The sequence below is a fragment of the Streptomyces sp. SudanB182_2057 genome (genome assembly GCF_964272715.1).
Taxonomy (GTDB): domain Bacteria; phylum Actinomycetota; class Actinomycetes; order Streptomycetales; family Streptomycetaceae; genus Streptomyces; species Streptomyces rubradiris.
The window spans coordinates 6,061,325-6,077,952 of the sequence record NZ_OZ186798.1; the positions used below are offsets into that span (position 1 = coordinate 6,061,325).

Sequence of the window (16,628 nt, forward strand, 5' to 3'; positions counted from 1 at the left end):
GTGATCGCCCTCTCCCTCGCCGAGATCGCAGCAGTCGTCGGCGGGCAGACGCACGACATACCGGATCCGTCCGTGCAGGTCACGGGACCGGTCGTCCGGGACTCCCGGGAGGTGGTGCCCGGCAGCCTGTTCGCCGCCTTCGTCGGCGAGCGGGTGGACGGCCACGACTACGCCCGGCAGGTCGTCGAGGCCGGCGCGGTCGCCGTGCTGGCCGCCCGGCCGGTCGGCGTCCCCGCCATCGTGGTGGACGACGTCCAGACCGCCCTCGGCGCCCTCGCCCGGCACGTCGTGGGCCGGCTCGGCACGACCCTCGTGGCGCTGACCGGCTCGGCCGGCAAGACCAGCACCAAGGACCTGATCGCCCAGGTGCTCGGGCGCAAGGCGCCGACCGTGTTCACGCCCGGCTCGCTCAACAACGAGATCGGGCTGCCGCTGACCGCCCTGTCCGCCACCGAGGAGACGCGATTCCTCGTGCTGGAGATGGGCGCCCGCGGCATCGGGCACATCCGCTACCTCGCCGGGCTCACCCCGCCGAGGATCGGCCTGGTGCTCAACGTCGGCTCCGCGCACATCGGCGAGTTCGGCGGGCGCGAGCAGATCGCCCAGGCCAAGGGCGAGCTGGTGGAGGCGCTGCCCCCGGCGAGCGAGGGCGGCGCGGCGATCCTCAACGCCGACGACCCGCTGGTGAAGGCCATGGCCTCCCGTACCACGGCGAAGGTGGTCCTTTTCGGAGAGTCGGCCGAAGCGGACGTACGCGCCGAGAACGTACGACTCACGGACAGCGGACAGCCCTCCTTCAGGCTTCACACACCCTCCGGTGCAAGCGATGTGACGATGCGCCTGTACGGTGAGCACCACGTGTCGAACGCGCTCGCCGCGGCCGCCGTCGCCCATGAGCTGGGCATGTCCGCGGAAGAGATCGCCCTCGCGCTCTCCGAGGCGGGCTCCCTCTCCCGGTGGCGCATGGAGGTCACCGAGCGCCCGGACGGCGTGACCATCGTCAACGACGCCTACAACGCCAACCCCGAGTCCATGCGGGCCGCCCTCAGGGCGCTCGCGGCCATGGGCAAGGGGCGCCGCACGTGGGCCGTGCTCGGCAAGATGGCCGAGCTGGGGGACGAGGCGCTCGCCGAGCACGACGCCGTCGGACGGCTCGCCGTCCGGCTCAACGTCAGCAAGCTCGTCGCCGTCGGGGGGATTGAGGCCTCCTGGCTGCAATTGGGCGCATATAACGAGGGTTCGTGGGGTGAGGAGTCGGTGCACGTGTCCGACGCACAGGCGGCGGTCGACCTGTTGCGCAGCGAGTTGCGCCCGGGGGACGTCGTGCTCGTGAAGGCGTCCCGGTCGGTGGGGCTGGAGAGCGTCGCCCAGGCGCTCGTCGAGGCCGGTGCCGAGGGTGAGGTCGCCGCCCGATGATGAAGCAGATCCTGTTCTCGGGAGTCATTGGCCTCTTCCTGACGCTGGTCGGCACCCCGTTGCTGATCAAGCTGCTGGCCCGCAAGGGCTACGGCCAGTACATCCGCGACGACGGTCCGCGCGAGCACGCCAGCAAGCGCGGTACGCCGACCATGGGCGGTATCGCCTTCATCCTGGCGACCATCGCCGCGTACTTCCTGAGCAAGCTCATCACCGGCTACGCGCCGACCTACTCCGGTCTGCTGGTCCTCGGCCTGATGTTCGGCATGGGCCTGGTCGGCTTCCTCGACGACTACATCAAGATCGTCAAGCGGCGTTCGCTGGGTCTGCGGGCCAAGGCGAAGATGGCCGGCCAGCTGATCGTCGGCATCGCCTTCGCCGTGCTGTCGCTGCAGTTCTCCGACTCCCGCGGCAACACCCCGGCCTCCACGAAGCTGTCGTTCATCACCGACTTCGGCTGGTCGATCGGCCCGGTGCTGTTCGTCGTCTGGGCGCTGTTCATGATCCTCGCGATGTCGAACGGCGTGAACCTCACCGACGGTCTGGACGGTCTGGCCACCGGCGCCTCCGTGCTCGTCTTCGGCGCCTACACGTTCATCGGCGTCTGGCAGTTCCAGGAGTCCTGCGCCAACGCGCAGACCCTGACCAACCCCGGCGCCTGCTACGAGGTGCGTGACCCGCTCGACCTCGCGGTGGTCGCCTCCGCGCTGATGGGCGCCTGCCTCGGCTTCCTGTGGTGGAACACCTCGCCGGCGAAGATCTTCATGGGCGACACCGGCTCGCTCGCCCTCGGCGGTGTCCTCACCGGCCTGGCCATCCTCTCCCGCACGGAGCTGCTGGTGGCCATCATGGGCGGCCTGTTCGTCCTCATCACCATGTCGGTCGTCATCCAGGTCGGCTCCTTCCGGCTCACCGGCAAGCGCGTCTTCCGGATGGCGCCACTCCAGCACCACTTCGAACTCAAGGGCTGGTCCGAGGTCCTGGTGGTGGTCCGCTTCTGGATCATCCAGGGCATCTGCGTGATCGTCGGACTGGGCCTCTTCTACGCGGGATGGGCAGCGGACAAGTGACCTCCACCTCGGGGCCCTTCGACTTCCAGGGCAAGCACGTCACCGTCGCCGGGCTCGGTGTCTCCGGCGTCCCGGCGGCCAAGGCGCTGCACGCGCGCGGCGCGGTCGTCACGGTCGTCAACGACGGCGACGACGCACGCGCGCGGGAACAGGCCGCGGAACTGGAGGCGCTCGGCATCACCGTGCGCCTCGGTGACGGCTCCTCCCTGCCGGAGGGCACCGAGCTGGTCGTCACCGCGCCCGGCTGGCAGCCCGACAAGCCGCTGTTCCGCGCCGCCGAGCAGGCCGGCGTGCCGGTCTGGGGCGACGTGGAACTGGCCTGGCGGCTGCGCGGCCCGGACGCGGCCCCCTGGCTGGCCGTCACGGGCACCAACGGCAAGACCACCACCGTGCAGATGCTCGCCTCCATCCTCAAGGCGGCGGGCCTGCGCACGGCCGCGGTCGGCAACATCGGCGTCTCCCTGCTGGACGCGGTCCTCGGCGAGCAGGAGTACGACGTGCTCGCCGTGGAGCTGTCCAGCTACCAGCTGCACTGGGCGCCCTCGCTGCGCGCCCACTCGGCCGCCGTCCTCAACCTCGCGCCGGACCACCTGGACTGGCACGGCTCCATGGAGGCGTACGCGCGCGACAAGGGCCGTATCTACGAGGGCAACAAGGTCGCCTGCGTGTACAACGTCGCCGACCGGGCCACCGAGGACCTGGTGCGCGAGGCCGACGTCGAGGAGGGCTGCCGGGCGATCGGGTTCACCCTCGGCGCCCCGGGGCCGTCCCAACTCGGCGTCGTGGACGGCATCCTGGTCGACCGCGCCTTCGTCGAGAACCGGCAGAAGAACGCGCAGGAGCTGGCCGAGGTCTCCGACATCCACCCGCCGGCCCCGCACAACATCGCCAACGCCCTCGCGGCGGCGGCCCTCGCGCGCGCCTTCGGGGTGCCCGCCGCCGCCGTACGCGACGGCCTGCGGGCCTTCCGCCCGGACGCCCACCGCATCGCGCACGTCGCCGACCTCGACGGGGTCGCGTACGTGGACGACTCCAAGGCCACCAACACCCATGCCGCCGAAGCGTCGTTGGCGGCATACGAGCCGATCGTGTGGATCGCGGGCGGACTGGCGAAGGGCGCCACCTTCGACGAACTGGTCGCCAAGTCGGCGAAGCGGCTGCGCGGCGCGGTCCTGATCGGTGCCGATCGGGCCCTGATCCGCGACGCCCTCGCGCGACACGCCCCGGAAGTACCCGTGGTCGACCTCGACCGGACCGACACTGGGGCGATGCTCCAGGCGGTGACGGAGGCCAAGCGGCTGGCCCGGCCCGGCGACACGGTGCTGCTGGCCCCGGCCTGCGCCTCCATGGACATGTTCACCAACTACAACCAGCGCGGCGACGCGTTCGCGGCGGCGGTCCGCGAACTCGGCGCCTGAACCCGGCCGCCTGCCGGGCGGATCTTGGGAGGGACGCGTGGGACGGTCGACGTTCAGCGGAGGCACCGATGCCCGGTAGCCGTACCGGCCGGCCGCCCGTACAGCGGGCGTCCCGCCGTCCCGCCGTCCCCCGCATCGCGCGCGAGAACCCCGTACAGCGGTTCTACACCCGCGCCCGCAAGGCCTGGGACCGGCCGCTGACCGCCTATTACCTGATCCTCGGCGGCAGCGTGCTGATCACCGTGCTGGGCCTGGTGATGGTCTACTCGGCCTCCCAGATCACCGCGCTCCAACTGTCGCTGCCCGGGTCGTACTTCTTCCGCAAGCAGTTCCTCGCCGCGCTCATCGGCGGCGCACTGCTGTTCGCCGCCTCCCGCATGCCGGTGAAACTGCACCGGGCGCTGGCCTACCCGATCCTCGCCGCCGCCGTCTTCCTGATGGCCCTGGTGCAGGTGCCGGGGATAGGGATGTCGGTCAACGGCAACCAGAACTGGATCTCCCTCGGCGGCTCCTTCCAGATCCAGCCCAGCGAGTTCGGCAAGCTCGCCCTGGTGCTGTGGGGCGCCGACCTGATCGCCCGCAAGCAGGAGAGAAGGCTGCTGGCCCAGTGGAAGCACATGCTGGTGCCGCTGGTCCCGGTCACCTTCCTGCTGCTCGGACTGATCATGCTGGGCGGCGACATGGGCACCGCGATCATTCTCACGGCGATCCTCTTCGGCCTGCTGTGGCTCGCGGGCGCGCCGACCCGGCTGTTCGCCGGGGTACTGTCGGTGGCCGGTCTGATCGGGGTGCTCCTGATCAAGACCAGCGACAACCGGATGGCCCGGCTCGCCTGCATCGGCGCCACCGAGCCCAAAAGCGGGGTCGCCGACTGCTGGCAGGCCGTGCACGGCATCTACGCCCTCGCCTCCGGCGGATTCTTCGGCTCCGGACTCGGTGCGAGTGTGGAAAAATGGGGCCAACTCCCCGAAGCCCACACCGACTTCATCTTCGCCGTCACCGGTGAGGAACTGGGCCTGGCGGGGACGCTGTCGGTGCTCGCCCTGTTCGCGGCTCTAGGCTATGCGGGTATCCGCGTGGCCGGACGCACGGAGGACCCCTTCGTGAGGTACGCCGCGGGAGGCGTGACCACCTGGATCACCGCCCAGGCGGTGATCAACATCGGTGCGGTGCTCGGCCTGCTGCCGATCGCCGGTGTCCCGCTCCCGCTGTTCTCCTACGGAGGGTCCGCCCTGCTGCCGACCATGTTCGCCATCGGGCTGCTGATCGCCTTCGCGCGCGACGAGCCCGCTGCGCGGGCAGCGCTTGCGATGCGGCAACCCCGCTTTGGTAAAAAGCGGGCGGGAGGCTCCGGTGCCGAGCGGGGGCCTCGGAGATGGAACACGATGCGACGGCGTGCCTCGGCGGCGCGTTCGTCCGGAGAGCGGTGAATTTCGGTGCATGTCGTACTCGCCGGTGGGGGGACCGCCGGCCACATCGAGCCCGCGCTCGCCCTCGCGGACGCCCTGCGCAGGCAGGACCCGACCGTGGGGATCACGGCCCTGGGCACGGAGCGCGGCCTGGAGACCCGGCTCGTCCCGGAGCGCGGCTATGAGCTGGCGCTGATCCCCGCGGTGCCGCTGCCCCGCAAGCCCACCCCCGAGCTGATCACCGTCCCGGGCCGGCTGCGCGGCACGATCAAGGCCGCGGAGCAGATCCTGGAGCGCACCAAGGCGGACGTCGTGGTCGGCTTCGGCGGCTATGTCGCGCTGCCCGGCTACCTGGCCGCCAAGCGCCTCGGGGTGCCCATCGTGATCCACGAGGCCAACGCCCGCCCCGGCCTGGCCAACAAGATCGGCTCGCGCTACGCGGCCCGGGTCGCCGTCTCCACCCCGGACAGCAAGCTGCGTGACGCCCGTTACATCGGTATCCCGCTGCGCCGCTCCATCGCCACGCTGGACCGCGCCGCCGTCCGTCCCGAGGCCCGCCACCGCTTCGGCCTCGACCCGAACCTGCCCACGCTGCTCGTCTCCGGCGGCTCGCAGGGCGCCCGGCGGCTGAACGAGGTGACGCAGACCGTCGCCCCCTGGCTCCAGCAGGCCGGCATCCAGATCCTGCACGCGGTCGGCCCGAAGAACGAACTGCCGCAGGTACAGCAGATGCCGGGAATGCCCCCCTATATCCCGGTAAGTTACCTGGACCGGATGGACCTCGCGTACGCCGCGGCCGACATGATGCTCTGCCGCGCGGGCGCGATGACCGTCGCCGAACTCTCCGCCGTGGGCCTGCCGGCCGCGTACGTCCCGCTGCCCATCGGCAACGGCGAACAGCGGCTGAACGCCCAGCCGGTGGTCAAGGCCGGCGGCGGACTCCTCGTCGACGACGCGGAACTGACGCCGGAGTGGGTGCAGCAGAACGTGCTCCCCGTGCTGGCCGACCCGCACCGGCTGTACGAGATGTCCCGCTCGGCAAGCGAGTTCGGCCGCCGGGACGCCGACGAACTGCTCGTCGGCATGGTGTACGAGGCGATCGCCTCGCGCCGTTAGGACCGTATGACGAAAGGGCAGTGACGGTGGCCGGACCGACAACCGCCGAGCGCGGGGAACGCCAGCAGGGGTCGTCCGGTCCGCCGCCCGCCCCCGGCGCCGGACGGCGCCTTCGTACGATCGTCATCCTGGCCGTGGCCCTCGCCCTGCTTGGAGGCGGTGGCGCCTGGGTGTTGTACGGCTCGCAGTGGCTGCGGGTGCGGCACGTCTCGGTGTCGGGCACGCTCGTGCTGACCACCGCGGAGGTCCGCGAGGCGGCGGACGTGCCCGTCGGGGCGCCCATGGCGTCCGTCGAGACGGCGGCGATCGAGACCCGGCTCCGCCGGAAACTGCCCCGGATCGACACCGTGGACGTGGTGCGTTCCTGGCCCCGGGGAATCGCCCTGAATGTGAGGGAACGCACTCCGGTTCTGCTGATCCGAAAAGGCGGCGGCTTCGTCGAAGTCGATGACGAAGGTGTCCGTTTCGCCACGGTTTCGCAGGCGCCGAAAGGCGTTCCGAGTCTGGAATTGACCGCCTCCCGCAAGGGGCCCGGCGCCGCGAGCCTGCGGCGCTTCGGCGCCGGCCGGCTGGTGCGCGCGGCCGTCGGGGTCGCCGGCGACCTGCCCGCCCCCGTGGCGCGCGCCGCCCGGACCGTCCGGGTGCGCTCCTACGACGCCATCTCGGTCGAGTTGGGCGACGGGCGCACGGTGGTGTGGGGCAGTGACGAGCAGGGCCCCGCCAAGGCACGGGCCCTCACGGCTCTCATGAAAGCATCCCCCGGCGCACGGCACTTCGACGTCACCGTCCCCACCGCCCCTGCGTCATCGGTGAGTTGACGCACATCAGCGCAGGCCAGCCCCCTGGTTGGGCAGGGCTACGGCTGATCACATAGGGTGAAAAGAAAAACGGGAGGTTCGGCGTGTTCGTTGAACGGGCGCCACTTGTCGACTTAGTGTCCTGTTCGGAAGACTCCAGGGAACAGACACACTGGTAACCCTAAACTTCAGGGTTAGGGTTCGGGTCGGCGCTACGGACCGTCCCATTCGGCATCCGTCGTCCCGGCGCGGGGCACCGCACGGCGGCGACAACGTAATTCGAGGCGAGAGGCCTTCGACGTGGCAGCACCGCAGAACTACCTCGCAGTCATCAAGGTCATCGGTGTCGGCGGCGGTGGTGTCAATGCCATCAACCGGATGATCGAGGTCGGTCTCAAGGGCGTCGAGTTCATCGCCATCAACACCGACGCACAGGCGCTGTTGATGAGCGACGCCGACGTCAAGCTCGACGTCGGCCGCGAACTCACCCGCGGACTCGGCGCCGGAGCCAACCCGGCCGTCGGCCGCAAGGCCGCCGAGGACCACCGCGAGGAGATCGAGGAGGTCCTCAAGGGGGCCGACATGGTCTTCGTGACGGCCGGTGAAGGCGGCGGCACCGGCACCGGCGGGGCGCCCGTCGTGGCCAACATCGCGCGCTCGCTCGGCGCCCTGACCATCGGCGTGGTCACGCGCCCGTTCACCTTCGAGGGACGGCGCCGCGCGAACCAGGCCGAGGACGGCATCGCCGAACTCCGCGAAGAGGTCGACACCCTCATCGTCATCCCGAACGACCGGCTGCTGTCCATCTCGGACCGCCAGGTCTCGGTCCTGGACGCCTTCAAGTCCGCGGACCAGGTCCTGCTCTCCGGTGTGCAGGGCATCACCGACCTCATCACCACCCCCGGCCTGATCAACCTGGACTTCGCCGACGTGAAGTCGGTCATGTCCGAGGCCGGTTCGGCCCTCATGGGCATCGGCTCGGCCCGCGGCGACGACCGTGCGGTGGCCGCGGCCGAGATGGCGATCTCCTCGCCGCTGCTGGAAGCGTCCATCGACGGCGCCCGGGGCGTCCTGCTCTCCATCTCCGGCGGCTCCGACCTCGGCCTGTTCGAGATCAACGAGGCCGCCCAGCTGGTCAGCGAGGCCGCCCACCCCGAGGCCAACATCATCTTCGGCGCGGTCATCGACGACGCCCTCGGCGACGAGGTGCGGGTCACCGTGATCGCGGCCGGCTTCGACGGCGGCCAGCCGCCGGCCCGCCGGGACAACGTCCTGGGCTCGGCCTCCGGTTCGGCCCCCGCCCGCCGCGAGGAGCCCGCCCCGGCGGCCCGGCCGAGCGAGCCCAGCCGCCCGTCCTTCGGCTCGCTGGGCAGCGTCAAGCCCAAGGAGGAGCCGGAGCCGGCGCCCGAGCCGGTGCCGGACATCCCGGTCGCCCCGCCGGTCCCGCCGGCGCCCCGGACCTACTCGGACAGCGCGGCCGAGGAGCTGGACGTCCCGGACTTCCTCAAGTGATAGGACAGCGCGAGAGCGTGAGCGGCGCGCACTTCGCCTTCACCGACCGGTGGGGCGGGGTGAGCGCCGCTCCGTATGAGGAGCTGAACCTCGGCGGCGCGGTCGGCGACGCGCCCGAGGCGGTGCGGAGCAACCGCGAACTGGCGGCGAAGTCGCTCGGCCTGGACCCGGACCTGGTGGTGTGGATGAACCAGGTGCACGGCGCCGACGTCGCCGTGGTGGACGAGCCGTGGGGGGAGGGCCCGGTGCCGGAGGCCGACGCGGTCGTCACCACGCGGCGCGGACTGGCCCTCGCCGTCCTGACCGCCGACTGCGTGCCGGTGCTGCTGGTCGACCCCGTCGCCGGGGTCGTCGCCGCGGCGCACGCCGGCCGGCCCGGCATGGTCAAGGGCGTCGTCCCCGCCGCCGTACGGACCATGGTCCGGCTCGGCGCCGAGCCGGACCGGATCATCGCCCGCACCGGACCGGCCGTGTGCGGCCGGTGCTACGAGGTGCCGGAGGCGATGCGCGCCGAGGTGGCCGCCGTCGAGCCGGCGGCGCACGCCGAGACGAGCTGGGGCACGCCGGCGGTGGACGTGAACGCCGGGGTGCACGCGCAGCTCGACCGGCTCGGGGTGTGCGACCGGGCGCGAACGCCGGTGTGCACGCTGGAGTCACAGGATCATTTCTCGTACCGGCGCGACCGCACCACCGGGCGGCTCGCCGGCTATGTCTGGCTGGACTGATGGGGCATGACGGACCGTAAGACCGAACTCGCCGCGAATCTGGCGAAGGTGGAGGAGCGCATCACCGCCGCGTGTGCGGCGGCGGGGCGCAAGCGGGAGGAGGTGACCCTGATCGTGGTCACCAAGACCCACCCGGCGAGCGATGTGCGGATCCTGTCGGAGCTCGGTGTGCGCCATGTCGCCGAGAACCGCGACCAGGAGGCGGCCCCGAAGGCCGCCGCCTGTGCGGATCTGCCACTGAAGTGGCACTTTGTCGGACAGTTGCAGACCAACAAGGTGCGTTCCGTGGTCGGTTACGCCGATGTCGTGCAGTCGGTCGACCGTTCACGGCTCGTCACCGCGCTGTCGAAGGAGGCGGTGCGGGCGGAGCGCGAGGTGGGCTGTCTGCTCCAGGTCGCGCTCGACGCCGGGGCGAGCGGCCGGGGCGAGCGCGGTGGCGTGGGCCCCGGCGGAATCGAAGAGTTGGCCGACCTCGTCGCCGACGCGCCCGGGCTGCGGCTCGACGGACTGATGACCGTCGCCCCGCTCACCGGGGAGTACGCGGGACGCGAACAGGCGGCGTTCGAGCGGCTCATGGATTTGTCGACCGACCTGCGCCGGGCTCATCCGGCTGCGACCATGGTCTCGGCAGGGATGAGCGCGGACCTCGAACAGGCCGTGGCCGCCGGGGCGACACATGTGCGCATTGGCAGCGCGGTACTCGGAGTCCGACCCAGGCTCGGGTAACGTCGCCAAGAAGTCGGACCACAGCAGAAAATATGGTCAATGCCCGTGAAGTTGGGCACAACGACCACGTGGATCGCGGGCACTTGGCAGTCGTCAGCCGATCCACCACAGAGCGGAGGACTCAGAGCATGGCCGGCGCGATGCGCAAGATGGCGGTCTACCTCGGCCTCGTGGAGGACGATGGGTACGACGGCCGTGGATTCGACCCCGACGACGACTTCGAGCCGGAGCTGGACCCGGAGCCCGAGCGGGACCACCGGCGGCACGAACCGTCACATCAGCCGCATGGTGCGCATTCGCCCCAAAGGGACGAAGAGGTGCGGATCGTGCAGCCTCCCGCGCCTCGCGAACCGGTTGCCCGTCCGACTTCGCTCGCCGCGGAATCCGGACGTCCGGCGCGCATCGCGCCCGTGGCATCCATCACACAAGAACGTCAGTCCCTGGAGAAGAACGCGCCGGTGATCATGCCCAAGGTTGTGTCGGAACGAGAGCCTTACCGAATCACCACGCTTCACCCGCGGACCTACAACGAGGCCCGTACCATCGGGGAACACTTCCGTGAGGGCACCCCGGTGATCATGAATCTGACTGAGATGGATGACACAGACGCGAAGCGACTTGTCGACTTTGCGGCCGGTTTGGTGTTTGGTCTTCACGGCAGCATCGAACGGGTGACGCAGAAGGTGTTCCTGTTGTCTCCTGCTAACGTCGATGTCACGGCGGAGGACAAGGCCCGCATCGCAGAGGGCGGGTTCTTCAACCAGAGCTGAGACGCAACGCAGGACCGAAGCACGGAAAAGCATGGACAGGGGAGAGGGAACCACAGGCCATGAGCGTGTTCGCGCAGGTGATCTACATCGCGCTGATGGTGTTCCTCGTCATCCTCATCTTCCGGCTGGTCATGGACTACGTCTTCCAGTTCGCCCGCTCGTGGCAACCCGGCAAGGCGATGGTGGTCGTTCTGGAGGCCACCTACACTGTCACCGATCCACCGCTGAAGCTTCTGCGGCGGTTCATCCCGCCGCTGCGTCTCGGGGGCGTGGCGCTCGACCTGTCCTTCTTCGTACTGATGATCATCGTCTACATTCTCATCTCCATCGTGCAGGGTTTCGTGAGATGAGGGTGGACGATCCGGTCTTGCCGACTGCCGATGACAACGTTGAGGTGAAGAGATGCCGTTGACCCCCGAGGACGTGCGGAACAAGCAGTTCACGACCGTCCGCCTCCGAGAAGGCTATGACGAGGACGAGGTCGATGCCTTCCTCGACGAGGTCGAAGCCGAACTGACCCGTCTGCTCCGGGAGAACGAGGACCTGCGCGCCAAGCTGGCCGCCGCGACGCGTGCCGCCGCGCAGAACCAGCAGAACGCGCGCAAGCCTCCGGAGCAGGACCAGCAGCAGCAACACCCGCAGCAGCAACATCCCCAGCAGCAGCAGGGCATGCGAGGTCCCGGCCAGCCGGTGCCCGCCGGGATATCGGGTCCGCCGCAGCAGCAGATGGGCGGCCCCATGGGTGGTCCGCCCCAGCTGCCGAGCGGTGCCCCGCAGCTGCCCGCCGGCCCCGGCGGTCAGGGCGGCCCGCAGGGTCCCGGCCCGATGGGCCAGGGTCCGATGGGTCAGGGCCCGATGGGCGGCCAGCCGCCCATGCAGCAGCAGATGGGCGGCCCGATGGGCGGTCCCATGGGTGGTCCCATGGGCGGTCCGATGGGTGGCCCCGGTCAGGGCCCCGGCGGCGACAGCGCCGCCCGTGTCCTCTCGCTGGCCCAGCAGACCGCCGACCAGGCGATCGCCGAGGCCCGCTCCGAGGCCAACAAGATCGTCGGCGAGGCCCGCAGCCGCGCCGAGGGTCTGGAGCGTGACGCCCGTGCCAAGGCCGACGCCCTGGAGCGGGACGCGCAGGAGAAGCACCGCGTCGCCATGGGCTCCCTGGAGTCCGCGCGCGCCACGCTGGAGCGCAAGGTCGAGGACCTGCGCGGCTTCGAGCGCGAGTACCGCACGCGGCTGAAGTCGTACCTGGAGTCGCAGCTGCGTCAGCTGGAGACCCAGGCCGACGACTCGCTGGCCCCGCCGCGCACCCCGGCCGCCGCCTCGCTGCCGCCGTCCCCGACGCCCTCCATGGCGCCGGCCGGCGCCGGTGCCCCGTCCTACGGCGGCAACCAGTCGATGGGCGGTTCGCAGGCCCCGTCGGGTCCGTCCTACGGCGGCCAGCAGCAGATGACCCCGGCCATGACGCAGCCCATGGCCCCGGTCCGTCCGCAGGGCCCGTCCCCGATGGGCCAGGCTCCCTCGCCGATGCGCGGGTTCCTGATCGACGAGGACGACAACTGAGCACCGGACACGGTGCGTAGGACGCCTTGAGCGTCGGCGGCATTCAGGGCGCGGCCCCGGGTTACGATCCGGGGCCGCGCCCTTTCGCGCGGAACCCGCCCCGGCGCCGATCGAGGTGCCCGCGGCTGTGATCGCGCTCTCTCCGCGCGGCCGTGATCCCGTGCGCGGGGCGCGTGGGAGCTCTTCCGGCGCGCGGTGCCGTTCGGGGTGCGCGGGCGGACGGGAGCCGGCGACCGGCTCCCGGCGCACGCGCCGCACCGACCGGGCTTCCCCGAGCCGTGGACGCCGTGATGATCGTTTCGGGTAGCCTGGCCCGTGCGCCGGGGTGCGTAGCGCAGTTGGTCGTCGCGCCTCGATGGCATCTAGGAGGACGCCGGTTCGAATCCGGCCCGCCCCGGCGCACTCGGTCGCTCGTGCGTGACACCGAAGGCCCGGCCCCCGGAGGGGGACCGGGCCTTCGGGCTGTCCGGTGCCTACGCCTTGCGCAGGCGGAACGTCAGCGACAGACCCTCGTCGGTGAACGGCTCACCGTAGCCGCCGTCGGCCTCGCCCTGGGCGAAGTCGGTCGCGAGGACTTCGTCGGCGATCAGGCCGGCGTGCTCGGAGAGGGCCGCGACGACCGCCGGGTCCGTGGAGGTCCAGCGCAGCGCGATCCGGTCGGCGACGTCCAGGCCGCTGTTCTTGCGGGCCTCCTGGATCAGCCGGATCGCGTCCCGGGCCAGGCCCGCCTGCCGCAGCTCCTCGGTGATCTCCAGGTCCAGCGCCACCGTGGCACCGGAGTCGGAGGCCACCGACCAGCCCTCGCGCGGGGTCTCCGTGACGATCACCTCGTCCGGGGCGAGGGTGACGGTCTCACCGTCGACCTCCACGGACGCCGTGCCCTGCCGCAGCGCGAGGGACAGCGCGGCGGCGTCGGCGGCCGCGATGGCCTTCGCCACGTCCTGCACCCGCTTGCCGAACCGCTTGCCCAGCGCCCGGAAGTTGGCCTTGGCGGTCGTGTCGACCAGGCTGCCGCCGACCTCCGACAGGGACGCCAGGGAGGAGACGTTCAGCTCCTCGGTGATCTGCGCGTGCAGCTCCGGGTCCAGGGACTCGAACCCGGTGGCCGCGATCAGCGCGCGGGACAGCGGCTGACGGGTCTTGACGCCCGACTCCGCGCGGGTGGCGCGGCCCAGCTCCACCAGCCGGCGCACCAGCGCCATCCGCTGGGACAGCTCCGGGTCGATCGCCGACAGGTCGGCCTCCGGCCAGGCGGCCAGGTGCACGGACTCCGGCGCGCCCGGGGTGACCGGGACGACCAGGTCCTGCCACACCCGCTCGGTGATGAACGGGGTGATCGGCGCCATCAGCTTGGTGACCGTCTCCAGCACCTCGTGCAGCGTGCGCAGCGCGGCCTTGTCGCCCTGCCAGAAGCGGCGGCGGGAGCGGCGGACGTACCAGTTGGACAGGTCGTCGACGAACGCGGACAGCAGCTTGCCGGCGCGCTGGGTGTCGTACGCCTCCAGTGCCTGGGTCACCTGGTCGGTCAGCGCGTGCAGTTCGGACAGCAGCCAGCGGTCCAGCACCGGGCGGTCGGCCGGCGCCGGGTCGGCCGCGGACGGCGCCCATTCCGACGTGCGCGCGTACAGGGCCTGGAAGGCGACCGTGTTCCAGTAGGTCAGCAGCGTCTTGCGGACGACCTCCTGGATGGTGCCGTGGCCGACCCGGCGCGCGGCCCACGGGGAGCCGCCGGCCGCCATGAACCAGCGCACCGCGTCCGCGCCGTGCTGTTCCATCAGCGGGATCGGCTGGAGGATGTTGCCCAGGTGCTTGGACATCTTCCGGCCGTCCTCGGCCAGGATGTGGCCGAGGCAGACCACGTTCTCGAACGACGACTTGTCGAAGACGAGGGTGCCGACGGCCATCATCGTGTAGAACCAGCCGCGGGTCTGGTCGATGGCCTCGGAGATGAACTGCGCCGGGTACCGGCTCTCGAACAGCTCCTTGTTCTTGTACGGGTAGCCCCACTGCGCGAACGGCATCGAGCCCGAGTCGTACCAGGCGTCGATCACCTCGGGCACGCGCACCGCTTCGAGGGAGCAGCCCTCATGCGGGCAGGTGAAGGTGACCTCGTCGATGTACGGGCGGTGCGGGTCCAGGTCCGACTGGTCGGTGCCGGTCAGCTCGGTCAGCTCCGCGCGGGAGCCGACGCAGGTGAGGTGGTCCTCCGCGCAGCGCCAGATCGGCAGCGGGGTGCCCCAGTAGCGGTTGCGGGACAGCGCCCAGTCGATGTTGTTGTTCAGCCAGTCCCCGTACCGGCCGTGCTTGACCGTCTCCGGGAACCAGTTGGTCTTCTCGTTCTCCTGGATGAGCCGGTCCTTGATGGCCGTCGTGCGGATGTACCAGGAGGGCTGCGCGTAGTAGAGCAGCGCGGTGTGGCAGCGCCAGCAGTGCGGGTAGCTGTGTTCGTACGGCAGGTGCTTGAAGAGGAGGCCGCGCTGCGAGAGGTCCTCGGTGAGCTTTTCGTCCGCCTTCTTGAAGAAGACGCCGCCGACCAGCGGGACGTCCTCGGCGAAGGTGCCGTCGGGGCGGACCGGGTTCACGACCGGCAGGCCGTAGGAGCGGCAGACCTTGAGGTCGTCCTCACCGAAGGCCGGGGACTGGTGGACCAGACCCGTGCCGTCCTCGGTGGTGACGTAGTCGGCGTTCACCACGAAGTGCGCCGGCTCGGGGAACTCCACCAGCTCGAAGGGACGCTGGTACGTCCAGCGCTCCATCTCGGCGCCGGTGAAGGTCTGGCCCGTGCTCTCCCAGCCCTCGCCGAGCGCCTTGGCGAGCAGCGGCTCGGCGACGACGAGCTTCTCCTCGCCGTCGGTCGCGACGACGTAGGTGACCTCCGGGTGCGCGGCGACCGCCGTGTTGGACACCAGCGTCCAGGGGGTCGTCGTCCACACCAGGAGCGCGGCCTGGCCGGCGAGCGGACCGGAGGTGAGCGGGAAGCGGACGTACACGGACGGGTCGACGACCGTCTCGTAGCCCTGCGCCAGCTCGTGGTCGGACAGGCCGGTGCCGCAGCGCGGGCACCAGGGGGCGACGCGGTGGTCCTGGACCAGCAGGCCCTTGCCGAAGATCCGCTTCAGCGACCACCACACGGACTCCACGTACTCGGGGTCCATCGTGCGGTAGGCGTCGTCCAGGTCGACCCAGTAGCCCATGCGGGTGGTCAGCTCGGCGAACGCGTCGGTGTGCCGGGTCACGGACTCGCGGCACTTGGCGTTGAACTCGGCGATGCCGTACGCCTCGATGTCCTGCTTGCCGGAGAAGCCCAGCTCCTTCTCGACGGCCAGCTCCACGGGCAGGCCGTGGCAGTCCCAGCCGGCCTTGCGGCCCACGTGGTAGCCGCGCATGGTGCGGAAGCGGGGGAAGACGTCCTTGAAGACGCGCGCCTCGATGTGATGGGCACCGGGCATGCCGTTGGCGGTGGGCGGGCCCTCGAAGAACACCCACTCCGGGCGGCCCTCGGACTGCTCCAGGCTCTTGGCGAAGATCTTCTGCTCGCGCCAGAAGTCGAGCACGGTGTGCTCAAGAGCGGGCAGGTCGACCTGTGCGGGCACCTGGCGGTACGTCGGCGCTGTCATCTGCGAGCATCCTCCAACGGACTTGCTGCCTTCCGTCGGAGGGACGAGAGCCTTCGATCCTGTGGACGCCGTGTGCGGCGCGCTCCCGCGGTACCACCCTCCTTGGCCCCCGGCACGCCGTACGCGCCGGTGAGCCCCCTCATTGGGCTCGCGAAGCCGGTTCTACTCGCCGTGGCCCTGCGGCTGCGGCTTTCTTCCGGCGGCTCCGGGGTGATCTTCACGTCGCGCTCGCCCCCGGGCTCCCACCGTCCCCGGGTCGCTCTGGGCTGCGTACGCCGCTACTCGTCCCCATCCACGCTTCTCGCTCCGCCCAGTGTACGGCGCCGCGCGGACAGCGGCGGACCGGTTTTCCCCGGGGCGGGGCGGAGGGCCGGTGAACGGGCCGGGTGACCCGAATGGCGAGGGGGTGCCGGTGCCGGTCCGGGGCCGGCCGGGCGGGCGGATTACCCGGCGGGGAGCTGGGCACAACGGATTCAGGCCCGTGGCGCGGGGGGT

Annotated in this window: 13 protein-coding genes; 12 read left to right on the plus strand and 1 reads right to left on the minus strand. The window is 70.9% G+C overall.

Going from position 1 to position 16,628, the window contains the following annotated elements:
- The 12 genes from ACSURM_RS26865 (at position 1) to ACSURM_RS26920 (ending at position 12,516) form a co-directional block, all read left to right on the plus strand.
- Positions 1 to 1,416, plus strand: coding sequence for a UDP-N-acetylmuramoyl-tripeptide--D-alanyl-D-alanine ligase (locus ACSURM_RS26865; RefSeq protein ID WP_359042531.1), 1,416 nt, complete (start codon positions 1 to 3; stop codon positions 1,414 to 1,416).
- Positions 1,416 to 2,486 (plus strand): phospho-N-acetylmuramoyl-pentapeptide-transferase, encoded by a 1,071-nt coding sequence (gene mraY, locus ACSURM_RS26870; RefSeq protein ID WP_030605496.1) that lies wholly within the window; start codon positions 1,416 to 1,418, stop codon positions 2,484 to 2,486. Before ACSURM_RS26865 ends, mraY begins: the two co-directional genes overlap by 1 nt.
- A complete protein-coding gene (murD, locus tag ACSURM_RS26875; RefSeq protein ID WP_436958318.1) occupies positions 2,468 to 3,904 on the plus strand; it encodes a UDP-N-acetylmuramoyl-L-alanine--D-glutamate ligase in 1,437 nt (478 codons plus the stop codon). Before mraY ends, murD begins: the two co-directional genes overlap by 19 nt.
- A 68-nt stretch (positions 3,905 to 3,972) precedes the next feature.
- Positions 3,973 to 5,334 carry a putative lipid II flippase FtsW gene (ftsW, locus tag ACSURM_RS26880; RefSeq protein WP_436958319.1) on the plus strand — a complete coding sequence of 454 codons (1,362 nt, stop codon included), beginning with the start codon at positions 3,973 to 3,975 and terminating at the stop codon, positions 5,332 to 5,334.
- A gap of 6 nt (positions 5,335 to 5,340) precedes the next feature.
- Entirely contained in the window at positions 5,341 to 6,429 is a 1,089-nt protein-coding gene (gene murG, locus ACSURM_RS26885; protein ID WP_289965574.1) for an undecaprenyldiphospho-muramoylpentapeptide beta-N-acetylglucosaminyltransferase, read from the plus strand.
- A gap of 26 nt (positions 6,430 to 6,455) precedes the next feature.
- Positions 6,456 to 7,247, plus strand: a complete 792-nt coding sequence (locus ACSURM_RS26890; protein ID WP_436958320.1) for a cell division protein FtsQ/DivIB — start codon at positions 6,456 to 6,458, stop codon at positions 7,245 to 7,247.
- 279 nt (positions 7,248 to 7,526) lie between these two features.
- Entirely contained in the window at positions 7,527 to 8,738 is a 1,212-nt protein-coding gene (gene ftsZ, locus ACSURM_RS26895) for a cell division protein FtsZ (RefSeq protein ID WP_189996589.1), read from the plus strand.
- On the plus strand, positions 8,735 to 9,463 hold the full coding sequence (gene pgeF, locus ACSURM_RS26900) for a peptidoglycan editing factor PgeF (protein WP_436958321.1): 729 nt from the start codon (positions 8,735 to 8,737) through the stop codon (positions 9,461 to 9,463). Before ftsZ ends, pgeF begins: the two co-directional genes overlap by 4 nt.
- Positions 9,464 to 9,469: 6 nt before the next feature.
- Positions 9,470 to 10,189, plus strand: a complete 720-nt coding sequence (locus tag ACSURM_RS26905; RefSeq protein WP_436958322.1) for a YggS family pyridoxal phosphate-dependent enzyme — start codon at positions 9,470 to 9,472, stop codon at positions 10,187 to 10,189.
- Between the two features lie 128 nt (positions 10,190 to 10,317).
- Positions 10,318 to 10,959, plus strand: a complete 642-nt coding sequence (locus ACSURM_RS26910; RefSeq protein WP_436958324.1) for a cell division protein SepF — start codon at positions 10,318 to 10,320, stop codon at positions 10,957 to 10,959.
- Between the two features lie 59 nt (positions 10,960 to 11,018).
- Positions 11,019 to 11,309 carry a YggT family protein gene (locus tag ACSURM_RS26915; RefSeq protein ID WP_030605475.1) on the plus strand — a complete coding sequence of 97 codons (291 nt, stop codon included), beginning with the start codon at positions 11,019 to 11,021 and terminating at the stop codon, positions 11,307 to 11,309.
- A gap of 52 nt (positions 11,310 to 11,361) precedes the next feature.
- Positions 11,362 to 12,516 carry a DivIVA domain-containing protein gene (locus tag ACSURM_RS26920; protein ID WP_359042525.1) on the plus strand — a complete coding sequence of 385 codons (1,155 nt, stop codon included), beginning with the start codon at positions 11,362 to 11,364 and terminating at the stop codon, positions 12,514 to 12,516.
- A 473-nt stretch (positions 12,517 to 12,989) separates the two neighbouring features.
- Here ACSURM_RS26920 and ileS read toward each other — a convergent pair whose 3' ends face one another.
- Positions 12,990 to 16,133: an isoleucine--tRNA ligase gene (ileS, locus tag ACSURM_RS26925; RefSeq protein WP_436958326.1), complete on the minus strand. Its 3,144-nt coding sequence runs from the start codon at positions 16,131 to 16,133 to the stop codon at positions 12,990 to 12,992.
- Positions 16,134 to 16,628: the final 495 nt, after the last annotated feature.

What these genes read in the sequence shown, in the direction of transcription:
- murD (WP_436958318.1), top strand. Translation starts at nt 2,468, where the DNA reads ATGGGCAGCGGACAAGTGACCTCCACCTCGGGGCCCTTCGACTTCCAG.
- ftsW (WP_436958319.1), top strand. Translation starts at nt 3,973, where the DNA reads ATGCCCGGTAGCCGTACCGGCCGGCCGCCCGTACAGCGGGCGTCCCGC.
- ACSURM_RS26910 (WP_436958324.1), top strand. Translation starts at nt 10,318, where the DNA reads ATGGCCGGCGCGATGCGCAAGATGGCGGTCTACCTCGGCCTCGTGGAG.
- ileS (WP_436958326.1), bottom strand. Translation starts at nt 16,133, where the DNA reads ATGACAGCGCCGACGTACCGCCAGGTGCCCGCACAGGTCGACCTGCCC.
- ACSURM_RS26920 (WP_359042525.1), top strand. Translation starts at nt 11,362, where the DNA reads ATGCCGTTGACCCCCGAGGACGTGCGGAACAAGCAGTTCACGACCGTC.
- ACSURM_RS26915 (WP_030605475.1), top strand. Translation starts at nt 11,019, where the DNA reads ATGAGCGTGTTCGCGCAGGTGATCTACATCGCGCTGATGGTGTTCCTC.
- ACSURM_RS26905 (WP_436958322.1), top strand. Translation starts at nt 9,470, where the DNA reads ATGACGGACCGTAAGACCGAACTCGCCGCGAATCTGGCGAAGGTGGAG.
- mraY (WP_030605496.1), top strand. Translation starts at nt 1,416, where the DNA reads ATGAAGCAGATCCTGTTCTCGGGAGTCATTGGCCTCTTCCTGACGCTG.